This window comes from Citrobacter sp. Cpo032, assembly GCF_030332975.1.
GTDB classification, from domain to species: Bacteria; Pseudomonadota; Gammaproteobacteria; order Enterobacterales; family Enterobacteriaceae; genus Citrobacter; species Citrobacter portucalensis.
Genome location: NZ_JAOWGU010000046.1, coordinates 34,708 through 50,935, shown reverse-complemented (window position 1 = coordinate 50,935; position 16,228 = coordinate 34,708). Strand labels below are relative to the sequence as shown.

Sequence of the window (16,228 nt, the reverse complement as noted above, 5' to 3'; positions counted from 1 at the left end):
TCAGGCTCCTCGAGAAACCACAATCACCACCAGCACCGCCAGCTCAATCAGTGCCAGGCGACGGAACAGCACCGGTGCAGCCGCATTCTGCCAGCCCGGAACCAGTGATACCGGGTTCAGCCATTTACGCAGTTTGAGTACTGGGGCAAAGGCTTCTTTCACCGGCATGGCAAAACCGTGCGCGGTAATCACCATTGACTGCTCGTGATCGTAACCACACACCCATGCCGCACCGCGTGAACGCGACGGCAGACGATTGCCTTTGAAAATGGCCATGATGATGAACGGCAGCAGCGGACACGCGATCAGCAGCAGCGTGATCATTGGCTGAGAAACGGTGGTGTTCGCGGTTTCCAACGGCAGCGGAACGGCGGAGGAGATCATCGGCAGCAGCCACGGCGCAGCAACGCCGCCAATCACGCAGCAGATAGCCAGCGCGACGACGCTCACTCCCATCAGGATTGGCGCGCAGCAGGCATTTTCAGCTTCCTTCGTGCGCGGTGCGCCAAGGAACGTAACGCCATAGACTTTCGCCATACACATCACCGCCAGCGCGCCGGTAATTGCCAGCCCTACCGCCAGCAACGGCCCTAACAGGCTACCGACAAACGCGCCGCTGTTGCCAAGCTTAAAGAAGGATTGGTAGATAACCCACTCACCGGCAAAACCGTTCAGCGGCGGCAGTGCGGCCATCGCCATCAGACCAACCAGCATCGCCAGCGAGATAACCGGCATACGTTTACCGATACCGCCCAGTTTTTCGATATCACGATGACCGGTACGGAACCAGATGCTGCCTGCACCCAGGAACAGAACGCTTTTGAACAGGCTGTGGTTTACCAGGTGGTACAGACCGCCGGTCAAACCCAGCGCAATCAGCGCCGGTTGATTCAGGGAAATTCCGGTCACGCCAGCGCCCAGACCCAGCAGAATAATGCCGATGTTTTCCAGCGTGTGGTACGCCAGCAGGCGCTGGATGTTGTGTTCCATCAGCGCATACAGACCGCCAACAAACGCGGTGATCATGCCCAGCACCAGCAGCGTAATCCCCCACCACAGCGGCGCGTTACCGCCCAGCAGCGACAGGGAGAGAATACCCAGCAGACCAACCTTCATGACGACGGTAGAGAACAGCGCCGCAGCCGGTGCGCTGGCATTGGCGTGTGCCTGTGGCACCCAACCGTGCAGTGGAATAATCCCGGCCAGCAGGCCAAAACCTGCCACACCCAGCAGCCAGATGTCAGACCCGAGCGGCAGCTCCTGGGTGCGCAGGTCTAGCAGACGCAGCTCCAGAGTGCCGTAACGTTGCCACACCAGGTAGCAGGCGACCGCCAGCAGCAGCGTACCAATACGCCCCAGCGCAAACCACAGTTTGCCTTCTTTACTGCATCCGGTAAGGAACACGGCACACAGCGCCATGATTTCCGCCATCACCACCAGCGTACCAAGGTTGCTGGCAACCACCGCACATACCGCCGCGGCCATCAGCAGATTCACCAGCAGGCCGTTAGCTTTCACCTGCGGATGACGATGCCAGTCAATGTTGTACAGGCTGACAAACAGGCCGCACAGGCCCAGTGTAATCAGCCAGATAGCATTCAGCGGAGTAATTTGCAGACTGTGACCAATAAACGGCATCACGCCGCTCACTGCCAGCGCATTAGTCAGAACGGTAAAACCCGCGGCTGCCGTACACAGGCTGCCGACCGCACCGCCAACCCCAGCAATCCAGCCGCTCAGCGATTTATGAAATGAAAACAGAAATGCCAGAACCGCAGCCGCTGTAAACCAGGCCACGCCGCTGTTAATCAGTGAAATTGCGCTCATTTTGCATCCCCACTCTGAGCCTGCTGAAACAAGGTGAGATCGCCGAAATCGGTATTGAAAGTCAGCTCACGCTTACGTTTGCTGGCGCGGGCGATATCCATGTTGCTCACCAGATGCAGGGCTTTGGTCGGACACATGCGCACGCAGGCAGGACCTTGCTCGTCAAAACTACACAGATCGCATTTCACCGCGATGGCACGAACGCCAGGAACCCAGTCCAACAGCGAACTCACGCGAGCAGGCGCTGGCGGAGCCGGAGGCGCTTTTGGCGTATTGGCGTTTGCCGGAATGTGTAGCGGACGGCTACCGGAAAACTCTATCGCGCCAAACGGACAAGCGATCCCGCACAGTTTGCAGCTTACGCACAGGCTTTCGTTCAGCTGTACGGCACCATCAACGCGGTTAATGGCATTAACCGGACACACGGTGGCGCAAGGCGCATCTTCACACTGGTGGCAAAGCTGCGGCGCGGATTCTTTTTCATTTAACATCACTTTCAGGCGCGGCATTGACTGCAGGCCATGCTGGCGATGTGTCTCTGAGCAGGCGGCTTCACAGGTGTGGCAGCCAATACAAAGAGTGGAGTCAGCAATTACAAAACGATTCACCAGGCATTCCTCAGGTGATAGTCATTTTTGACGAAAACATGTCTACCAAATGTCATTTCGACATTTTTCGACATGCCCATTCCCTAAAACGTCGTGACGCAGTATGTAGACCGCACCATGACAAAGTGGGCAGCACCCGAGGCTTAAGCCGGGCTATGTCCCTCAACCAGCTGGCTTAAATTCACCGGCATATTGTTCTCAACCGCGGTGTACAGGCTGTCGTAGACGGTGGCGATTTTTTCGAGATAGTGCTCCAGCACCTGCTCGCGATCGCGGTTGCTAATACGCTCATCGACCTTACCGTCGATAGTCAATTCTGCCTGTGCAATCAGCTGCTTATCATCACCGTCTTTCGTTTCGACGTAGTATTCGATGGTATGGCTGTTAAAGCCGTCCGCCAGCGTGACGTAGATAGTGAAGTGTTCAAAAAGGACGAAGCAAAGATCCTTGTCCGGTGCGCAGCTCATCGCATGATGCAAACGCGCTTTTGACAGGGTGATCCCCTGAACCAGCGAGTTGCAGTAAATACGCCACTGGTCCTGTAGGCGACGATGCCGTTCAGCGATGTAATCGGCTTTTTCGCTTATTTCCCAAATAGTCATGTCAGGTTACCCGTTTAGCAGAGATGAACAGCCTTAAGCACATTTCATGCCAAAATTAAATCACTTAATTTTCATATAGATAAAAAATCAAAGGCGGGTGACGACATGTCATTTCGTCATCGTCGTCATTGTCACGAATGAAAAAAATCAACCTGGCATGCTTATTGCTTTTACTACGGCAACTTCACAGGAGGCGGTATGCACGAAATAACCCTCTGCCAACGGGCACTGGAATTGATTGAACAACAGGCCACGCAACACGGTGCTAAGCGAGTAACTGGGGTCTGGCTCAAAATTGGCGCATTTTCTTGCGTAGAAACCAGCGCTCTCTCCTTTTGTTTTGATCTGGTATGCCGCGGGACCCTTGCAGAAGGTTGTAAACTCCACCTCGAAGAACAAGAAGCCGAATGTTGGTGCGAATCTTGTCAGCAATACGTCACGTTACTGACGCAACGCGTGCGCCGATGTCCGCAATGCAACAGCGATATGCTGAGAATTGTGGCCGATGACGGCTTACAGATTCGACGTATTGAAATAGATGAAACTCCAGCGCCGGATGGCGACGCTTAAGCGTCTTATCCAGCCTACAGAAAGAGCTCGTTTGTAGGCCGGATAAGGCAACGTAGACATCCGGCAACAGATGTATCGCAAGTAAAAAGATCAGGAGTGAGCGATGTGTACGACATGTGGTTGCGCTGAAGGCAACCTATATATAGAGGGTGATGAGCATAATCCCCACTCGGCGTTTCGCAGCGCGCCATTTGCCCCGGCGGCTCGTCCGGCGCTGAATATTACCGGTGTGAAGACCTCAAATTTCACACCGAGCCAGACCGAAGAAGGCGATTTGCACTACGGTCACGGTGAGGCCGGAACCCACGCACCAGGTATGAGCCAACGCCGTATGCTGGAAGTGGAAATTGACGTACTGGACAAAAACAACCGCCTCGCCGAGCGCAACCGTGCCCGCTTTGCGGCCCGTCAGCATCTGGTGCTGAACCTTGTTTCAAGCCCGGGCTCTGGTAAAACTACCCTGCTGACCGAAACGCTGATGAAGCTGAAAGATAGCGTGCCGTGCGCCGTTATCGAAGGTGACCAGCAGACGGTGAACGATGCCGCCCGTATTCGCGCCACAGGCACGCCCGCCATTCAGGTCAACACCGGTAAAGGTTGCCACCTTGACGCACAAATGATTGCTGACGCCGCGCCGCGTTTGCCGCTTGACGATAACGGTATTCTGTTCATTGAAAACGTCGGCAACCTGGTCTGCCCGGCCAGCTTCGACCTCGGCGAGCGCCATAAAGTGGCCGTGCTTTCAGTAACCGAAGGTGAAGACAAACCGCTGAAATACCCGCATATGTTTGCCGCCGCATCGCTGATGCTGCTCAACAAAGTGGATCTACTGCCGTACCTCAATTTTGACGTTGAAAAATGCATTGCCAGCGCCCGGGAAGTGAACCCGGGGATTGAGATTATCCTAATTTCCGCCACCAGTGGTGAAGGGATGGATCAATGGCTCTCCTGGCTGGAGACGCAGCGATGTGCATAGGTGTTCCGGGTCAAATCCGCACCATTGATGGCAACCAGGCCAAAGTCGACGTTTGCGGTATTCAGCGCGACGTCGACCTGACGCTGGTCGGTAGCTGTAATGAACATGGCCAACCGCGTCTCGGCCAGTGGGTACTGGTCCACGTCGGTTTTGCTATGAGCATCATTAATGAAGCTGAAGCGCGCGATACGCTCGACGCGCTGCAAAACATGTTTGACGTTGAGCCGGATGTCGGCGCGTTGCTGTACGGCGAGGAAAAATAAATGCGTTTTGTTGACGAATACCGCGCACCAGAACAGGTGATGCAGTTGATAGAGCACCTGTGTGAACGTGCCGCCCACCTCTCCTACACGGCCGAACGCCCGCTGCGGATCATGGAAGTTTGTGGTGGTCATACCCACGCTATCTTCAAATTCGGGCTAGACCAGTTGCTACCGGAAAACGTGGAGTTTATTCATGGTCCGGGTTGCCCGGTTTGCGTTCTGCCGATGGGCAGAATCGACAGCTGTGTAGAAATTGCCAGCCATCCAGAAGTAATTTTCTGCACCTTTGGCGACGCTATGCGCGTCCCGGGTAAGCAAGGCTCCCTACTGCAAGCCAAGGCGCGTGGTGCGGATATCCGCATCGTCTACTCACCGATGGATGCACTGAAGCTGGCGCAGGAAAACCCAACGCGTAAAGTGGTGTTCTTTGGCCTGGGTTTTGAAACCACAATGCCAACGACCGCTATCACCCTGCAACAGGCAAAGCAGCGTGACGTGCAGAACTTTTACTTTTTCTGCCAGCACATCACGCTTATCCCTACGCTGCGCAGCCTGCTGGAACAGCCGGACAACGGTATCGACGCCTTTTTAGCGCCGGGCCACGTCAGCATGGTGATTGGCACCGACGCCTACAACTTCATTGCTTCAGATTTCCATCGCCCGCTGGTGGTCGCCGGTTTCGAACCGCTTGATCTCCTGCAAGGCGTAGTGATGTTAATTGAGCAGAAAATTGCAGCCCTAAGCCAGGTAGAAAACCAGTACCGCCGCGTGGTACCGGATGCCGGTAACGCGTTAGCGCAACAGGCCATTGCCGAGGTGTTCTGCGTCAATGGTGACAGCGAATGGCGCGGTCTGGGCGTTATCGAATCCTCTGGCGTTCACCTGACGCCGGACTATCATCGCTTTGATGCCGAAGCACATTTCCAGCCAGCGCCGCAGCAGGTATATGACGATCCGCGCGCGCGTTGTGGGGAAGTGCTGACGGGCAGATGTAAACCACATCAGTGCCCGTTATTTGGCAAAACGTGTAACCCGGAGACCGCGTTTGGCGCCCTGATGGTCTCCTCAGAAGGCGCATGTGCCGCCTGGTATCAGTATCGTCAGCAGGAGTGTGAAGCATGAGCAGCGTACAACTCGCCCACGGTAGCGGCGGTCAGGCTATGCAGCAGTTGATCAACAGTCTGTTTATGGAGGCTTTCGCGAATCCGTGGCTGGCGGAACAAGAAGATCAAGCGCGTCTGGAACTGGCACAACTGGTGGCAGAAGGCGACCGTCTGGCGTTTTCAACTGACAGCTACGTTATCGATCCGTTGTTCTTCCCCGGCGGCAATATCGGCAAGCTGGCCATCTGTGGTACGGCTAACGATGTCGCGGTCAGCGGAGCTATTCCACGCTACCTCTCCTGCGGTTTTATCCTCGAAGAGGGTTTGCCGATGGAGACACTGAAAACCGTTGTTAACAGCATGGCAGCAACCGCGCGCGAAGCAGGCATCGCCATCGTGACTGGCGATACCAAAGTCGTGCAGCGTGGTGCAGCAGACAAACTGTTCATTAACACTGCCGGAATGGGGGCAATTCCCGCCAACATTCACTGGGGTGCACAGACTCTCGGCGTGGGTGATGTGCTGCTGGTCAGTGGTTCGCTTGGCGATCACGGCGCAACCATTCTTAATCTGCGCGAGCAATTGGGTCTGGATGGCGAACTGGTCAGCGACTGCGCGGTGTTAACACCTCTTATCCGGACGCTGCGTGATATTCCTGGCGTGAAGGCGCTGCGTGACGCCACCCGTGGCGGCGTGAATGCGGTGACGCATGAGTTTGCCGCATCATGTGGATTTGGTATTGAGCTGTCTGAAGCGGCCCTGCCCGTGAAGCCTGCGGTGCGTGGCGTTTGCGAGCTGCTGGGTCTGGATGCGCTCAACTTTGCTAACGAAGGCAAACTGGTGATTGCCGTTGAACGCCAGGCCGCTGAAACCGTGCTTGCCGCGCTGCGCGCGCATCCGTTAGGGTGCGATGCTGCAATGATTGGTGAAGTGGTCGAACGCAAAGGTGTTCGTCTTGCCGGACTCTACGGCGTGAAACGAACCCTCGATTTACCACACGCCGAACCATTACCTCGTATATGCTAGCAGCCGGTTGGCAGCATGCTGTAGGCCGGATAAGACGCATTTGCGTCACTATCCGGCATTAACGCTGCATAACGCCTGATGGCGCTTTGCTTATCAGGCCTACGGATTGCGTGACCAGCGAGTTTGCGGTCAGCCATCCGGCAATAATTTACGACTTATACCTATAATTCATTTACCGTTTTCGCACCGTTCTGCGGTGCTTTCCCTGGAAAAGCAATATGTCGTATACACCGATGAGTGACCTCGGACAGCAAGGCCTGTTCGATATTACTCGTACATTATTACAGCAGCCCGATCTCCCGTCTCTTAGCGAGGCGCTTTCGCAGCTGGTCAAGCGTTCAGCGCTGGCCGACTGCGCGGCTATTGTCTTATGGCAGGCACAAACGCAACGTGCGCGTTATTTTGCAACGCGTGAAAATGGTAAACCCATCGATTATGAAGACGAAACGGTGCTGGCACATGGTCCGGTACGCCGCATTTTGTCTCGCCCTGATGCGTTGCACTGCAACTATCATGAGTTTACGGAAACATGGCCACAATTGGCTTCAGGTGGACTATATTCTGAATTTGGCCACTACTGCCTGCTGCCACTGGCGGCAGATGGGCGCATCTTTGGCGGTTGCGAATTCATCCGTAACGAAGACCGTCCGTGGAGTGAAAAAGAATATAACCGTCTACAGACCTTCACTCAGATAGTCGGCGTCGTTGCTGAACAAATTCAAAGCAGAGTCAGCAACAACGTCGATTACGATCTGCTGTGTCGTGAGCGTGACAACTTTCGCATCCTGGTCGCCATCACCAATGCCGTGCTCTCCCGACTGGATATTGATGAGCTGGTCAGCGAAGTCGCCAAAGAGATCCACCACTACTTCGACATCGATGCCATCAGCATCGTGTTACGCAGCGATCGCAAAAATAAACTCAGTATCTATTCCACTCACTATCTGGATGAACATCATCCGGCACACGAACAGAGTGAAGTGGACGAAGCGGGAACGCTCTCTGAACGGGTCTTCAAAAGCAAAGAGATGCTGCTGATCAACCTGAGCGAACGTGACATCCTTGCCCCTTACGAACGCATGCTGTTCGAAACCTGGGGCAACCAGCTACAAACCTTGTGTCTGCTACCGCTGATGTCCGGCAATACTATGCTCGGCGTACTCAAGCTGGCACAGTGCGAAGAGAAAGTTTTCACTACCGCCAACCTCAAGCTATTGCGCCAGATTGCCGAGCGTGTGGCAATTGCCGTGGATAACGCGCTAGCCTACCAGGAAATTCACCGCCTGAAGGAACGTCTGGTCGATGAAAACCTGGCGTTGACTGAACAACTCAACAACGTAGAGAGTGAGTTCGGCGAAATCATTGGTCGCAGCGAAGCGATGTACAGCGTACTCAAGCAGGTCGAAATGGTGGCGCAAAGCGACAGCACCGTCTTGATTCTGGGTGAGACCGGAACGGGTAAAGAGCTGATCGCACGAGCCATTCACAACCTGAGCGGACGTAACGCCCGCCGGATGGTGAAGATGAACTGCGCGGCAATGCCTGCCGGATTACTGGAAAGCGATCTGTTTGGTCATGAGCGTGGCGCGTTTACCGGTGCCAGCACGCAGCGGATTGGTCGTTTCGAGCTGGCAGATAAAAGTTCGCTGTTCCTCGATGAAGTGGGCGATATGCCGCTGGAGCTTCAGCCTAAGCTACTGCGGGTTCTGCAAGAGCAGGAATTTGAACGTCTGGGCAGTAATAAGCTGATCCAGACCGATGTCCGTTTGATCGCCGCCACCAACCGCGATCTGAAGAAGATGGTTGCCGATCGCGAATTTCGTAACGATCTGTATTACCGACTGAACGTCTTCCCGATCCATCTGCCGCCGCTGCGTGAGCGCCCGGAAGATATTCCGCTGCTGGTAAAAGCCTTCACCTTTAAAATTGCTCGTCGGATGGGACGCAATATCGACAGTATTCCCGCCGAGGCTCTGCGCACGCTGAGCTGTATGGAATGGCCGGGTAACGTGCGTGAGCTGGAAAACGTGGTAGAACGTGCGGTTCTGCTTACCCGGGGCAACGTGCTGCAACTATCCCTTCCGGATATTGCCCCTTTGACGCCGTCTACGCCTCCGGTGGCAACCGAAGTCGCGCAGGACGGTGAAGATGAATACCAGTTGATTATGCGCGTACTGAAAGAAACCAACGGGGTGGTTGCCGGTCCCAAAGGCGCGGCACAAAGGCTGGGGCTGAAACGTACAACGTTACTCTCACGCATGAAGAGATTAGGCATTGATAAGGATGCACTGGTTTAGCCAGTGTGGCTATACTGGGTGATATCTCAACGAAAGGAGGCAGTATGGCGGTATCAGCACGTAATCAATTAACCGGTACGGTGAGCGCAGTCGCTACGGGCGCAGTGAATGATGAAGTTGAACTGACGCTGGCTGGCGGCGCAAAACTGGTCGCGATTGTAACCCATAGCAGCCAGCAGGCGCTGGGTCTGGCGAAAGGGAAAGAAGCAATTGCCCTGATTAAAGCGCCATGGGTGACGCTGGCAACTGAAGACTGTGGTCTGAAGTTCTCTGCCCGCAACCAGTTTGCTGGCAGTGTTTCCCAGGTCACAGAAGGCGCAGTCAACGCCACGGTACATATCAAAACTGACGCAGGCTTCGAGATTGTTGCCGTCGTCACCAACGAAAGTCAGCAAGAGATGAAACTGAGTCAGGGAAGCCGTGTTGTTGCGCTGATCAAAGCCTCAGCTATTCTGATTGCCACCAAAGCGTAGTCGCCATTCATCACCACATGGCTAAGTTGCCCGATGGCGCAATGCGCATCGGGCCTACGCGACAGATGCACTTATTCTCGTAGGCCAGATAAGGCGCAGCCGCCATCCGGCGCACAGCGACCTTATTTTTTCCGCTGGTACTTCTCGGGTAACTCCGGCACTGGGCGTTTGTCATCAATCAGGTGACGTACGGTCAGAATCGGGTGACGCCAGAGCATTCTCGGCCCAGCCCAACGCATAATTTGCTTCATCTCTTCGCGTTTAGCAGGTTGATAACAGTGCACAGGACACTGTTTACAGGCCGGTTTTTCCTCACCAAATACGCACTTGTCGAGGCGTTTTTGCGCATAGGCAAATAACGCATCGTAATGCCCCGGCTCGTCTGAAGCCTGCGGACACTGGCTCTCGTAGAGCGAAATCATTCTCTGGATCGTCATTTTTTCACGTGCAATGCGTTTGCCGGACATGATGCCTCCACAATTAAGTTGCATAAATAATACACCTTAATCATGAAGGCAACCAAGACCCGAGTACCACTTACTCGTCACAACGGCTAAATTGCCCTGCGTTTATAAGGACGGTAGTGTGGTAACCAAAAGTTATCTTTTATGCTTTGCAACAGCGCGTCGTCGCTCATCTTCTCTGCCACGCCCGACAGCTGCGCTGCCTTACCGACCTCAAAGGCAATGCTGCGGGTCACCTCACAGATTGTCTCAATCTCCGGCAACAGAGCACCTTCCCCGTTACGCACCAACGGGGAAGCATCGGCTAGCGCACGGCTTGCCGCCATCAGCATAGCCTCTGTTACGCGTGTCGCACCACTGGCGATAGCCCCCAGACCGATGGCCGGGAAAACATACACGTTATTACACTGCGCCACCGGAATGGAGCGTCCATTAAATTCAATCACACCGCAGGGACTACCGGTCGCGATAATGGCCTGTCCCTCGGTCCAGCGAATGATATCTTCTGGTCGCGCTTCCATTCTCGAAGTGGGATTCGACAACGGCATAACGATCGGGCGGCCGCAGTATTGGTACATCGTGCTAATGACCTCCTGCGAGAACAATCCAGCCTGACCCGACACACCCAGCATCACCGTGGGTTTGGCATTGTGGATAACCTCCAGTAGCGACGGTGCCAGCCCCTCAAACTGCCAGTCAGATACGGCCTCGGGAGACTGCGCCAGCGGTTGCTGGAAATCAGCTAAGGCATTATTGGTGGTCATCACCAGACCGTCGCGATCCACCATAAAAATGGTCCGTCTGGCTTCGGCCTCGCTCATTCCTTCACTGATGCGGCAGGCAATAATATGCCGGGCGATCCCACATCCTGCAGCCCCCGCCCCCACAATTACGATTGATTGCTGACGGAAGTCACGACCGCTGCCTCGGCAGGCCGCAACCAGAGTCGCCAGAGCCACCGACGCCGTGCCCTGAATGTCATCGTTAAAACAGCACATCTCATCGCGATAACGGTCCAGCAGCGGCACCGCAGTATGCTGGGCAAAATCTTCAAACTGCAGCAGAACGTTAGGCCAGCGCCGTTTTACGGCGGCAATAAACATTCCAATAAATGCGAAATAGTCTTCACCAGTTATGCGCGGATGACGCCAGCCGATATAGCGCGGATCGTCCAGCAGTCGCGCATTATTCGTGCCGACATCCAGTAAAATAGGTAGCGTATTCGCCGGATTTACCCCGCCACAGACGGTATAGAGCGACAGTTTCCCGATAGGAATCCCCATACCGCCAACGCCCTGGTCACCTAGCCCCAGAATGCGCTCACCATCAGTGACGACGATGACCTTGATATCGTGCCGTGGAATATCATGCAAAATATCGTCAATACGATCGCGATCGGGCCAGGAGATAAAGACACCGCGTGCACGACGATATATCCACGAGAATTTTTCACAGGCGGCCCCGACTACCGGGGTATAAACGATGGGCAGCATCTCTGGAAGATGCTTTTTCAACAGGTAATAAAATAACGTTTCGTTAGTATCCTGGATATTACGCAAGTAAATATGTCGAGCGTTGTGGGATTCAGCCTCAAGATATTGTTGATACGCCCGTTCGGCTTGTTCATCAATATTCTCAATGGCACAAGGCAGTAGCCCACTCAGGTTAAAGTCATACCTTTCTTGCTGCGTGAAGCTGCTTCCCTTGTTTAATAACGGAGATTCAAGCAGTAACTTCCCCGTAAACGGGACGTATAAAACATCGTTTGTCACGTTGCCATCCATAAATTACAACCAGATAAAAAATAAGAGCCTGCATTAGCAGGCTCCAGGGATTCAAATCAGGACATAGTTGGCAACCAGCATCGCCGCGATACCGGCCAGCGCTGGAAGCAGCGTTCTTCTGACGATCATAAACGGTGAACATTCTCCTGCTTTACTCACCGCAATAATGATTCCAGCCACTGGGGACATTGAGCGCCCCATTCCCGCCATTAACTGCATAGGCAGGATCATATTGACTGCACTCTCACCAAATTTTGCTGCAATGGAGGGGGCCAGGCCGGAGAAGGAGAAAAAGGCGGCAACGCCAGAGCCCGTCAGGACGGCGGTTACACCCACCAGTGCGGTCATCACCAGGGTCATGCTGGTAAAGCCCAGTCCTGCGTTTTGCACTGACTGTAACAGGTAGTCCACCGCACCAATTTTCTGCAGCCCCTGGGCATAGATATCCGCACACACCAGCAAGGAAACGATGCTGGTAAACATGCTGCCCATCCCTTTGAAAAAGACCTGTATCCCTTTGCAGCAGCTTTTGAAATCTCGGGTAGCCACCAGTTCAAAGAAAAATGCGACGACAGCGCCAAGGATCATCGCCGTGACCACGTCTATTTTGATGGACTTGATAACCAAAGGGCTAAAGACCAGCACCAGTACGACAGGCAGGACGGGTAACAGCGCGTAAATAGCGGGTACCTTTCGGCCTTCTTCTTCCGCTTGCGCCACGCTTTGCGCCCCCGGTACGAAGCCATCTTTTTTGTCGAAATACTTCGCGGTAAAGTAAATCACCACCGCAACGGCCAGCATCACCACCACCGCCACCGGCATCTGGTAATGCGCAAAGTAGATCGCGCTTTCCATGCCAGCATGTTTAGCCGCCAGATTCGCAGTACCTACCGCGGGCCCTAGATCCATAAACGCGCACAGACCAATCATCGCGGCCGCAGAGGCTTTACTGACCCCCAGACGAACCAGAACCGGGAAGAATGTCACCAGCAGCAACATCGCCAGTCCCGCCGCACTTGAAATTGCCACATGCAGAAGCTGTGCGCAGATATACCCCAGCGCAAGGATCAGGTAAGGCGCTTTAATCACCTGCAGCGGTCGAATGCACATATTGACCATCGCATTCGACGCTTTAATGTGATCCATATAGCTGGCAAATCCACCCGCAGCCATGATGATAAGACCAATACCTGCAATTTGTGTGGTGAGCGATTCTTTTGCAAAGCTAAAGATATCCAACCAGGTTGACCCCGTGGATTTTGCTTTATCGTAGAGAATGCTGTTTTCAGGATAAAACAGTACGGTAATGGTCAATAATGCCAGTCCAGCGAGTAATAAAACAGTTTGCGGCTGATAATTTTTCACAATTAACCATGCAGCAATAACTGTTATCACTATTGCTATAATAAACGCTGTCATAATAACAATTCCTATGCCATACAAATCGGGTAGGGTTACCTGTCATATCATCATAGCTTATATAGGATAGTAAAAAATCACTCCCATATATAAGCAGCTATAATATGTACGTAAATTTATCGTATTACATACTCAAATATTGAGATTTAATTGTAATGGGTTGTGTGGTTGTAAAATACGGGAAAGGTGTTTTCCCACCTCTTTTTGTGAGTAAGATCGCAACTACATCTGAATGTAGTCGCAGACCTCAGAAAAGGCTGGATGCGGGTTTCCAACATATTCATTCTATGATTGACGTCGAAAGTGTATTACCCTATAACAACGTTGATATACAATAGTCATCGGGTGTTATCCATGTACAAAAAAAACACGTTAAGTCTGGATGAGTATAACTTACTTACTCTTAATATGGGTGATCTAACTGAATCTGAGTGCCGACTCAATGAGTACATTAATAAACACTTCAATGAACTTCCCTATCATGGCATTGTTGACCTCTCGCAAAATGCGATGGTAAGCAAAGCAACCATTGGCCGATTTTTAAATAAGATTGGGTTTACGGGTTACGCCGCTTTTCGCAAAGCATTAGACATTACGCTGTCAAAAAATAAAATATCCGCACCTTTTGAGAAAAACATCAAACTACGTAACAATCCCAGCATTACCACTGAAAGTATCGTTACTGATTTCACCCATAAAGTATCAGAATTATTTAATCAATTTAAAAATAATATCGACATTGAAAGCCTTAATGCGTTTATCGATCTAGTACTGAACAATCAACGTCATATTTATGTCGTCGGTCCGTCATCATCTCATGCAATGGCAACGCATTTTTGTACACTGTTAAAGTACTTTCGCAGTGACATCACCCTTTTACCGACGGACATCAGCGAACTCCCCAAATGTCTCATCAATATTGAGGAAGAGGATGTCCTGATTGTGTTCTCCTACTATCGATTTAATCGGGTTGCCCTCAATATTGCAAAGTGGTTCAGAAAAAAGAACGCCGTCGTGGTACTGGTTACCAACTCAGAAGCGAACCCTTACGGTAAATTTTGCGATCTGCAGTTTGTTCTTCCCAGCGACGTACAGTCCATTTTTCAAAGCCGTATACTCGGCTTCTTTTTTATCGAACTCATATTGCATCTGGCTTATGAGAAAGGAGATAACGAGGGGAATTTTGCACAACTGGAAGAGTTATTTGTCTTTTTCGAAACGTTTTCTGCATCAGCACACAACACTTAGCACCGCCAGCCGCCAGGAGAGTTATCCCTCCCGGCAGCAAGACAAATCAGGCAATCTCTACCGTTTTCACGCGCTCGAACTCAGCTAAAGTTTCAGCGATTAGCGCGTCGTTAGCCCCGATATATGACAGCGGCTCGCAGGCGGCGGTAATTTCCTCTACAGACAATGATGCGCGGATTTCCGGGCTAGCCTGCACGATCTCCATGAAGCTGTGCTCTCCAGTTGCATGCTTTAGCAGGTTTTTCACTAAGTTATAGGCGGACTCTCTGCCGATTTTGGCGGCAAGTCTCATCGTCAGTGATTCCGACATAATAAAGTGCTTTGAGCAATCGAAATTAGCACGCATCTTCTCTTCATTAATGATGAGATGCGAAAGCAGATTCTTTGCGCGTGTCAGGCTGGTCGATAAAGCATTTGAGGCCTCCGGGAGGATTGTCCAGTTTAATACCCTCATTGAGGCGGCTCGCACATCCTGTTGATCCAGCATTGCTGGGGCGCCAGACGCATACATCCATCCCATCCTTGCCAGCGTTTGCATCATGTTACTGGCGCGCGGATTAACCTTGTGCGGCATCGTGCTCGACCCTCCACCACCTTCTCCCTCAAGCACTTCAGCAATCGGCGTGCGTCCCATTGTTTCGACATCGTTGGCCAGACGACATAACGTGCCGTGAACAAGGGCAAAAAACTGCACAACTTCAACAACCGCATCCTGGCTGGCATTATTAATGCCGCAGGGTACGTTCAGACCCAGTGCCAACATCAGTCGTTCACGTGTTTCCATTCCCTGCTCTCCTACGGAGGCCAAATTACCTACCGCGCCGCCAAAGAGCCCGGTTACAGCTCGCGAGTACAGCTGCTGAAGTCTTATCAGATGGCGGTTAATCTCTGCCAGATAACTGCAAACATGCAGCCCCCACGTTGTCGCAGAAGCATCCACTGAATTGGTGCGTGCAACCATCACCGTTCGGGTATGACGTATTGCCATCGCTTTCATTGCCTCGCCAACATCGAGCAATTGCTCGCGCAGCAGCTGCAACGTTTGTTGCAGTCTCATCGCCATGCCAGAGTCCAGCAGATCCTGGGTAGTACATCCCCAGTGCAAAAACTGACTTACTAAAGGTGTACCGCAAGCAGAGATCTGATCGATCAGCGGTTTTATCGCCATACCAACCGTCTGTGTTTCCTGTGCAAGGGCCGGCCAATCTATCCGTATTTCCCTGCACGTTTTTTCAATTTCGACGGCGGCTTGCTCAGGGATAATCCCCTGCTCACCTTGCACTCGAGCGACAGTTGCCTCAAATCGCAACCAACACCGCAGCAGATTGTCGTCAGACCATATTTCCCGCATCCGACCTTGGGTGAACAATGAAGAATAAAGATCAGAATCAAATACCGTTGTTTGCTTACCGAACATACAGCGCCTCTCCGGCCAATGAATGCATCATAATCGAAAATGTGATTAATCAATTTTGCAGGATCTGTTTTCCAGATTATAGGGGAAAATAGTATTCCCACCCAAAAAACGGCCATGAGAATACAATATTCCCATTTTCGTTTTTTCCACC

At 52.6% G+C, this 16,228-nt stretch carries 15 protein-coding genes; 8 read left to right on the top strand and 7 right to left on the bottom strand.

All coding sequences use genetic code 11. The features are described from left to right. The 3 genes from hycC to hycA form a co-directional block, all read right to left on the bottom strand. Window positions 1–1,827: a formate hydrogenlyase subunit 3 gene (gene hycC / locus OGY33_RS15530; RefSeq protein ID WP_003825912.1), complete on the bottom strand. Its 1,827-nt coding sequence runs from the start codon at window positions 1,825–1,827 to the stop codon at window positions 1–3. After that, a complete protein-coding gene (gene hycB, locus OGY33_RS15525) occupies window positions 1,824–2,435 on the bottom strand; it encodes a formate hydrogenlyase subunit HycB (RefSeq protein WP_003825909.1) in 612 nt (203 codons plus the stop codon). Before hycB ends, hycC begins: the two co-directional genes overlap by 4 nt. A gap of 143 nt (window positions 2,436–2,578) precedes the next feature. After that, entirely contained in the window at window positions 2,579–3,037 is a 459-nt protein-coding gene (hycA, locus tag OGY33_RS15520) for a formate hydrogenlyase regulator HycA (protein WP_008785633.1), read from the bottom strand. 198 nt (window positions 3,038–3,235) lie between these two features. Here hycA and hypA point away from each other — a divergent pair, with 198 nt between their 5' ends. From hypA to OGY33_RS15485, 7 genes are all read left to right on the top strand, one after another. Next, on the top strand, window positions 3,236–3,607 hold the full coding sequence (gene hypA / locus OGY33_RS15515) for a hydrogenase maturation nickel metallochaperone HypA (protein ID WP_008785634.1): 372 nt from the start codon (window positions 3,236–3,238) through the stop codon (window positions 3,605–3,607). 103 nt (window positions 3,608–3,710) lie between these two features. Continuing rightward, window positions 3,711–4,583, top strand: a complete 873-nt coding sequence (gene hypB, locus OGY33_RS15510; RefSeq protein ID WP_003037409.1) for a hydrogenase nickel incorporation protein HypB — start codon at window positions 3,711–3,713, stop codon at window positions 4,581–4,583. Beyond that, window positions 4,574–4,846, top strand: a complete 273-nt coding sequence (hypC, locus tag OGY33_RS15505; protein ID WP_191238183.1) for a hydrogenase 3 maturation protein HypC — start codon at window positions 4,574–4,576, stop codon at window positions 4,844–4,846. The genes hypB and hypC overlap by 10 nt, the downstream gene beginning before the upstream one ends. Then, entirely contained in the window at window positions 4,847–5,968 is a 1,122-nt protein-coding gene (gene hypD, locus OGY33_RS15500) for a hydrogenase formation protein HypD (protein ID WP_191238182.1), read from the top strand. It abuts the gene before it with no gap. Then, window positions 5,965–6,975 (top strand): hydrogenase expression/formation protein HypE, encoded by a 1,011-nt coding sequence (gene hypE, locus OGY33_RS15495; protein ID WP_191238181.1) that lies wholly within the window; start codon window positions 5,965–5,967, stop codon window positions 6,973–6,975. The genes hypD and hypE overlap by 4 nt, the downstream gene beginning before the upstream one ends. A 218-nt stretch (window positions 6,976–7,193) precedes the next feature. After that, on the top strand, window positions 7,194–9,272 hold the full coding sequence (gene flhA / locus OGY33_RS15490; protein WP_032944751.1) for a formate hydrogenlyase transcriptional activator FlhA: 2,079 nt from the start codon (window positions 7,194–7,196) through the stop codon (window positions 9,270–9,272). Between the two features lie 44 nt (window positions 9,273–9,316). Continuing rightward, entirely contained in the window at window positions 9,317–9,745 is a 429-nt protein-coding gene (locus OGY33_RS15485; protein WP_003825890.1) for a TOBE domain-containing protein, read from the top strand. Between the two features lie 122 nt (window positions 9,746–9,867). Here OGY33_RS15485 and OGY33_RS15480 read toward each other — a convergent pair whose 3' ends face one another. The 3 genes from OGY33_RS15480 to dcuC form a co-directional block, all read right to left on the bottom strand. After that, the gene (locus OGY33_RS15480; protein WP_003825888.1) at window positions 9,868–10,212 is read right to left on the bottom strand and encodes a nitrous oxide-stimulated promoter family protein; all 345 of its coding nucleotides are present in this window, start codon (window positions 10,210–10,212) and stop codon (window positions 9,868–9,870) included. A gap of 86 nt (window positions 10,213–10,298) precedes the next feature. Continuing rightward, a complete protein-coding gene (locus OGY33_RS15475) occupies window positions 10,299–11,993 on the bottom strand; it encodes an NAD-dependent malic enzyme (RefSeq protein WP_048215679.1) in 1,695 nt (564 codons plus the stop codon). Window positions 11,994–12,044: 51 nt separating this feature from the next. Then, the gene (dcuC, locus tag OGY33_RS15470; protein WP_003825883.1) at window positions 12,045–13,412 is read right to left on the bottom strand and encodes a C4-dicarboxylate transporter DcuC; all 1,368 of its coding nucleotides are present in this window, start codon (window positions 13,410–13,412) and stop codon (window positions 12,045–12,047) included. Between the two features lie 354 nt (window positions 13,413–13,766). Here dcuC and OGY33_RS15465 point away from each other — a divergent pair, with 354 nt between their 5' ends. Then, window positions 13,767–14,660: a MurR/RpiR family transcriptional regulator gene (locus OGY33_RS15465; protein ID WP_003825882.1), complete on the top strand. Its 894-nt coding sequence runs from the start codon at window positions 13,767–13,769 to the stop codon at window positions 14,658–14,660. A 46-nt stretch (window positions 14,661–14,706) separates the two neighbouring features. Here OGY33_RS15465 and OGY33_RS15460 read toward each other — a convergent pair whose 3' ends face one another. Continuing rightward, entirely contained in the window at window positions 14,707–16,077 is a 1,371-nt protein-coding gene (locus OGY33_RS15460; protein ID WP_191238180.1) for a class-II fumarase/aspartase family protein, read from the bottom strand. Between the last annotated feature and the right edge of the window lie 151 nt (window positions 16,078–16,228).

Bases quoted from the DNA above. Each gene is read 5' to 3' on its own strand.
- hypD (WP_191238182.1), top strand. From the start codon at position 4,847: ATGCGTTTTGTTGACGAATACCGCGCACCAGAACAGGTGATGCAGTTG.
- hypB (WP_003037409.1), top strand. From the start codon at position 3,711: ATGTGTACGACATGTGGTTGCGCTGAAGGCAACCTATATATAGAGGGT.
- OGY33_RS15460 (WP_191238180.1), bottom strand. From the start codon at position 16,077: ATGTTCGGTAAGCAAACAACGGTATTTGATTCTGATCTTTATTCTTCA.
- hycA (WP_008785633.1), bottom strand. From the start codon at position 3,037: ATGACTATTTGGGAAATAAGCGAAAAAGCCGATTACATCGCTGAACGG.
- OGY33_RS15485 (WP_003825890.1), top strand. From the start codon at position 9,317: ATGGCGGTATCAGCACGTAATCAATTAACCGGTACGGTGAGCGCAGTC.
- OGY33_RS15480 (WP_003825888.1), bottom strand. From the start codon at position 10,212: ATGTCCGGCAAACGCATTGCACGTGAAAAAATGACGATCCAGAGAATG.
- OGY33_RS15475 (WP_048215679.1), bottom strand. From the start codon at position 11,993: ATGGATGGCAACGTGACAAACGATGTTTTATACGTCCCGTTTACGGGG.
- dcuC (WP_003825883.1), bottom strand. From the start codon at position 13,412: ATGACAGCGTTTATTATAGCAATAGTGATAACAGTTATTGCTGCATGG.
- hycC (WP_003825912.1), bottom strand. From the start codon at position 1,827: ATGAGCGCAATTTCACTGATTAACAGCGGCGTGGCCTGGTTTACAGCG.
- flhA (WP_032944751.1), top strand. From the start codon at position 7,194: ATGTCGTATACACCGATGAGTGACCTCGGACAGCAAGGCCTGTTCGAT.
- hypA (WP_008785634.1), top strand. From the start codon at position 3,236: ATGCACGAAATAACCCTCTGCCAACGGGCACTGGAATTGATTGAACAA.
- hypE (WP_191238181.1), top strand. From the start codon at position 5,965: ATGAGCAGCGTACAACTCGCCCACGGTAGCGGCGGTCAGGCTATGCAG.
- OGY33_RS15465 (WP_003825882.1), top strand. From the start codon at position 13,767: ATGTACAAAAAAAACACGTTAAGTCTGGATGAGTATAACTTACTTACT.
- hypC (WP_191238183.1), top strand. From the start codon at position 4,574: ATGTGCATAGGTGTTCCGGGTCAAATCCGCACCATTGATGGCAACCAG.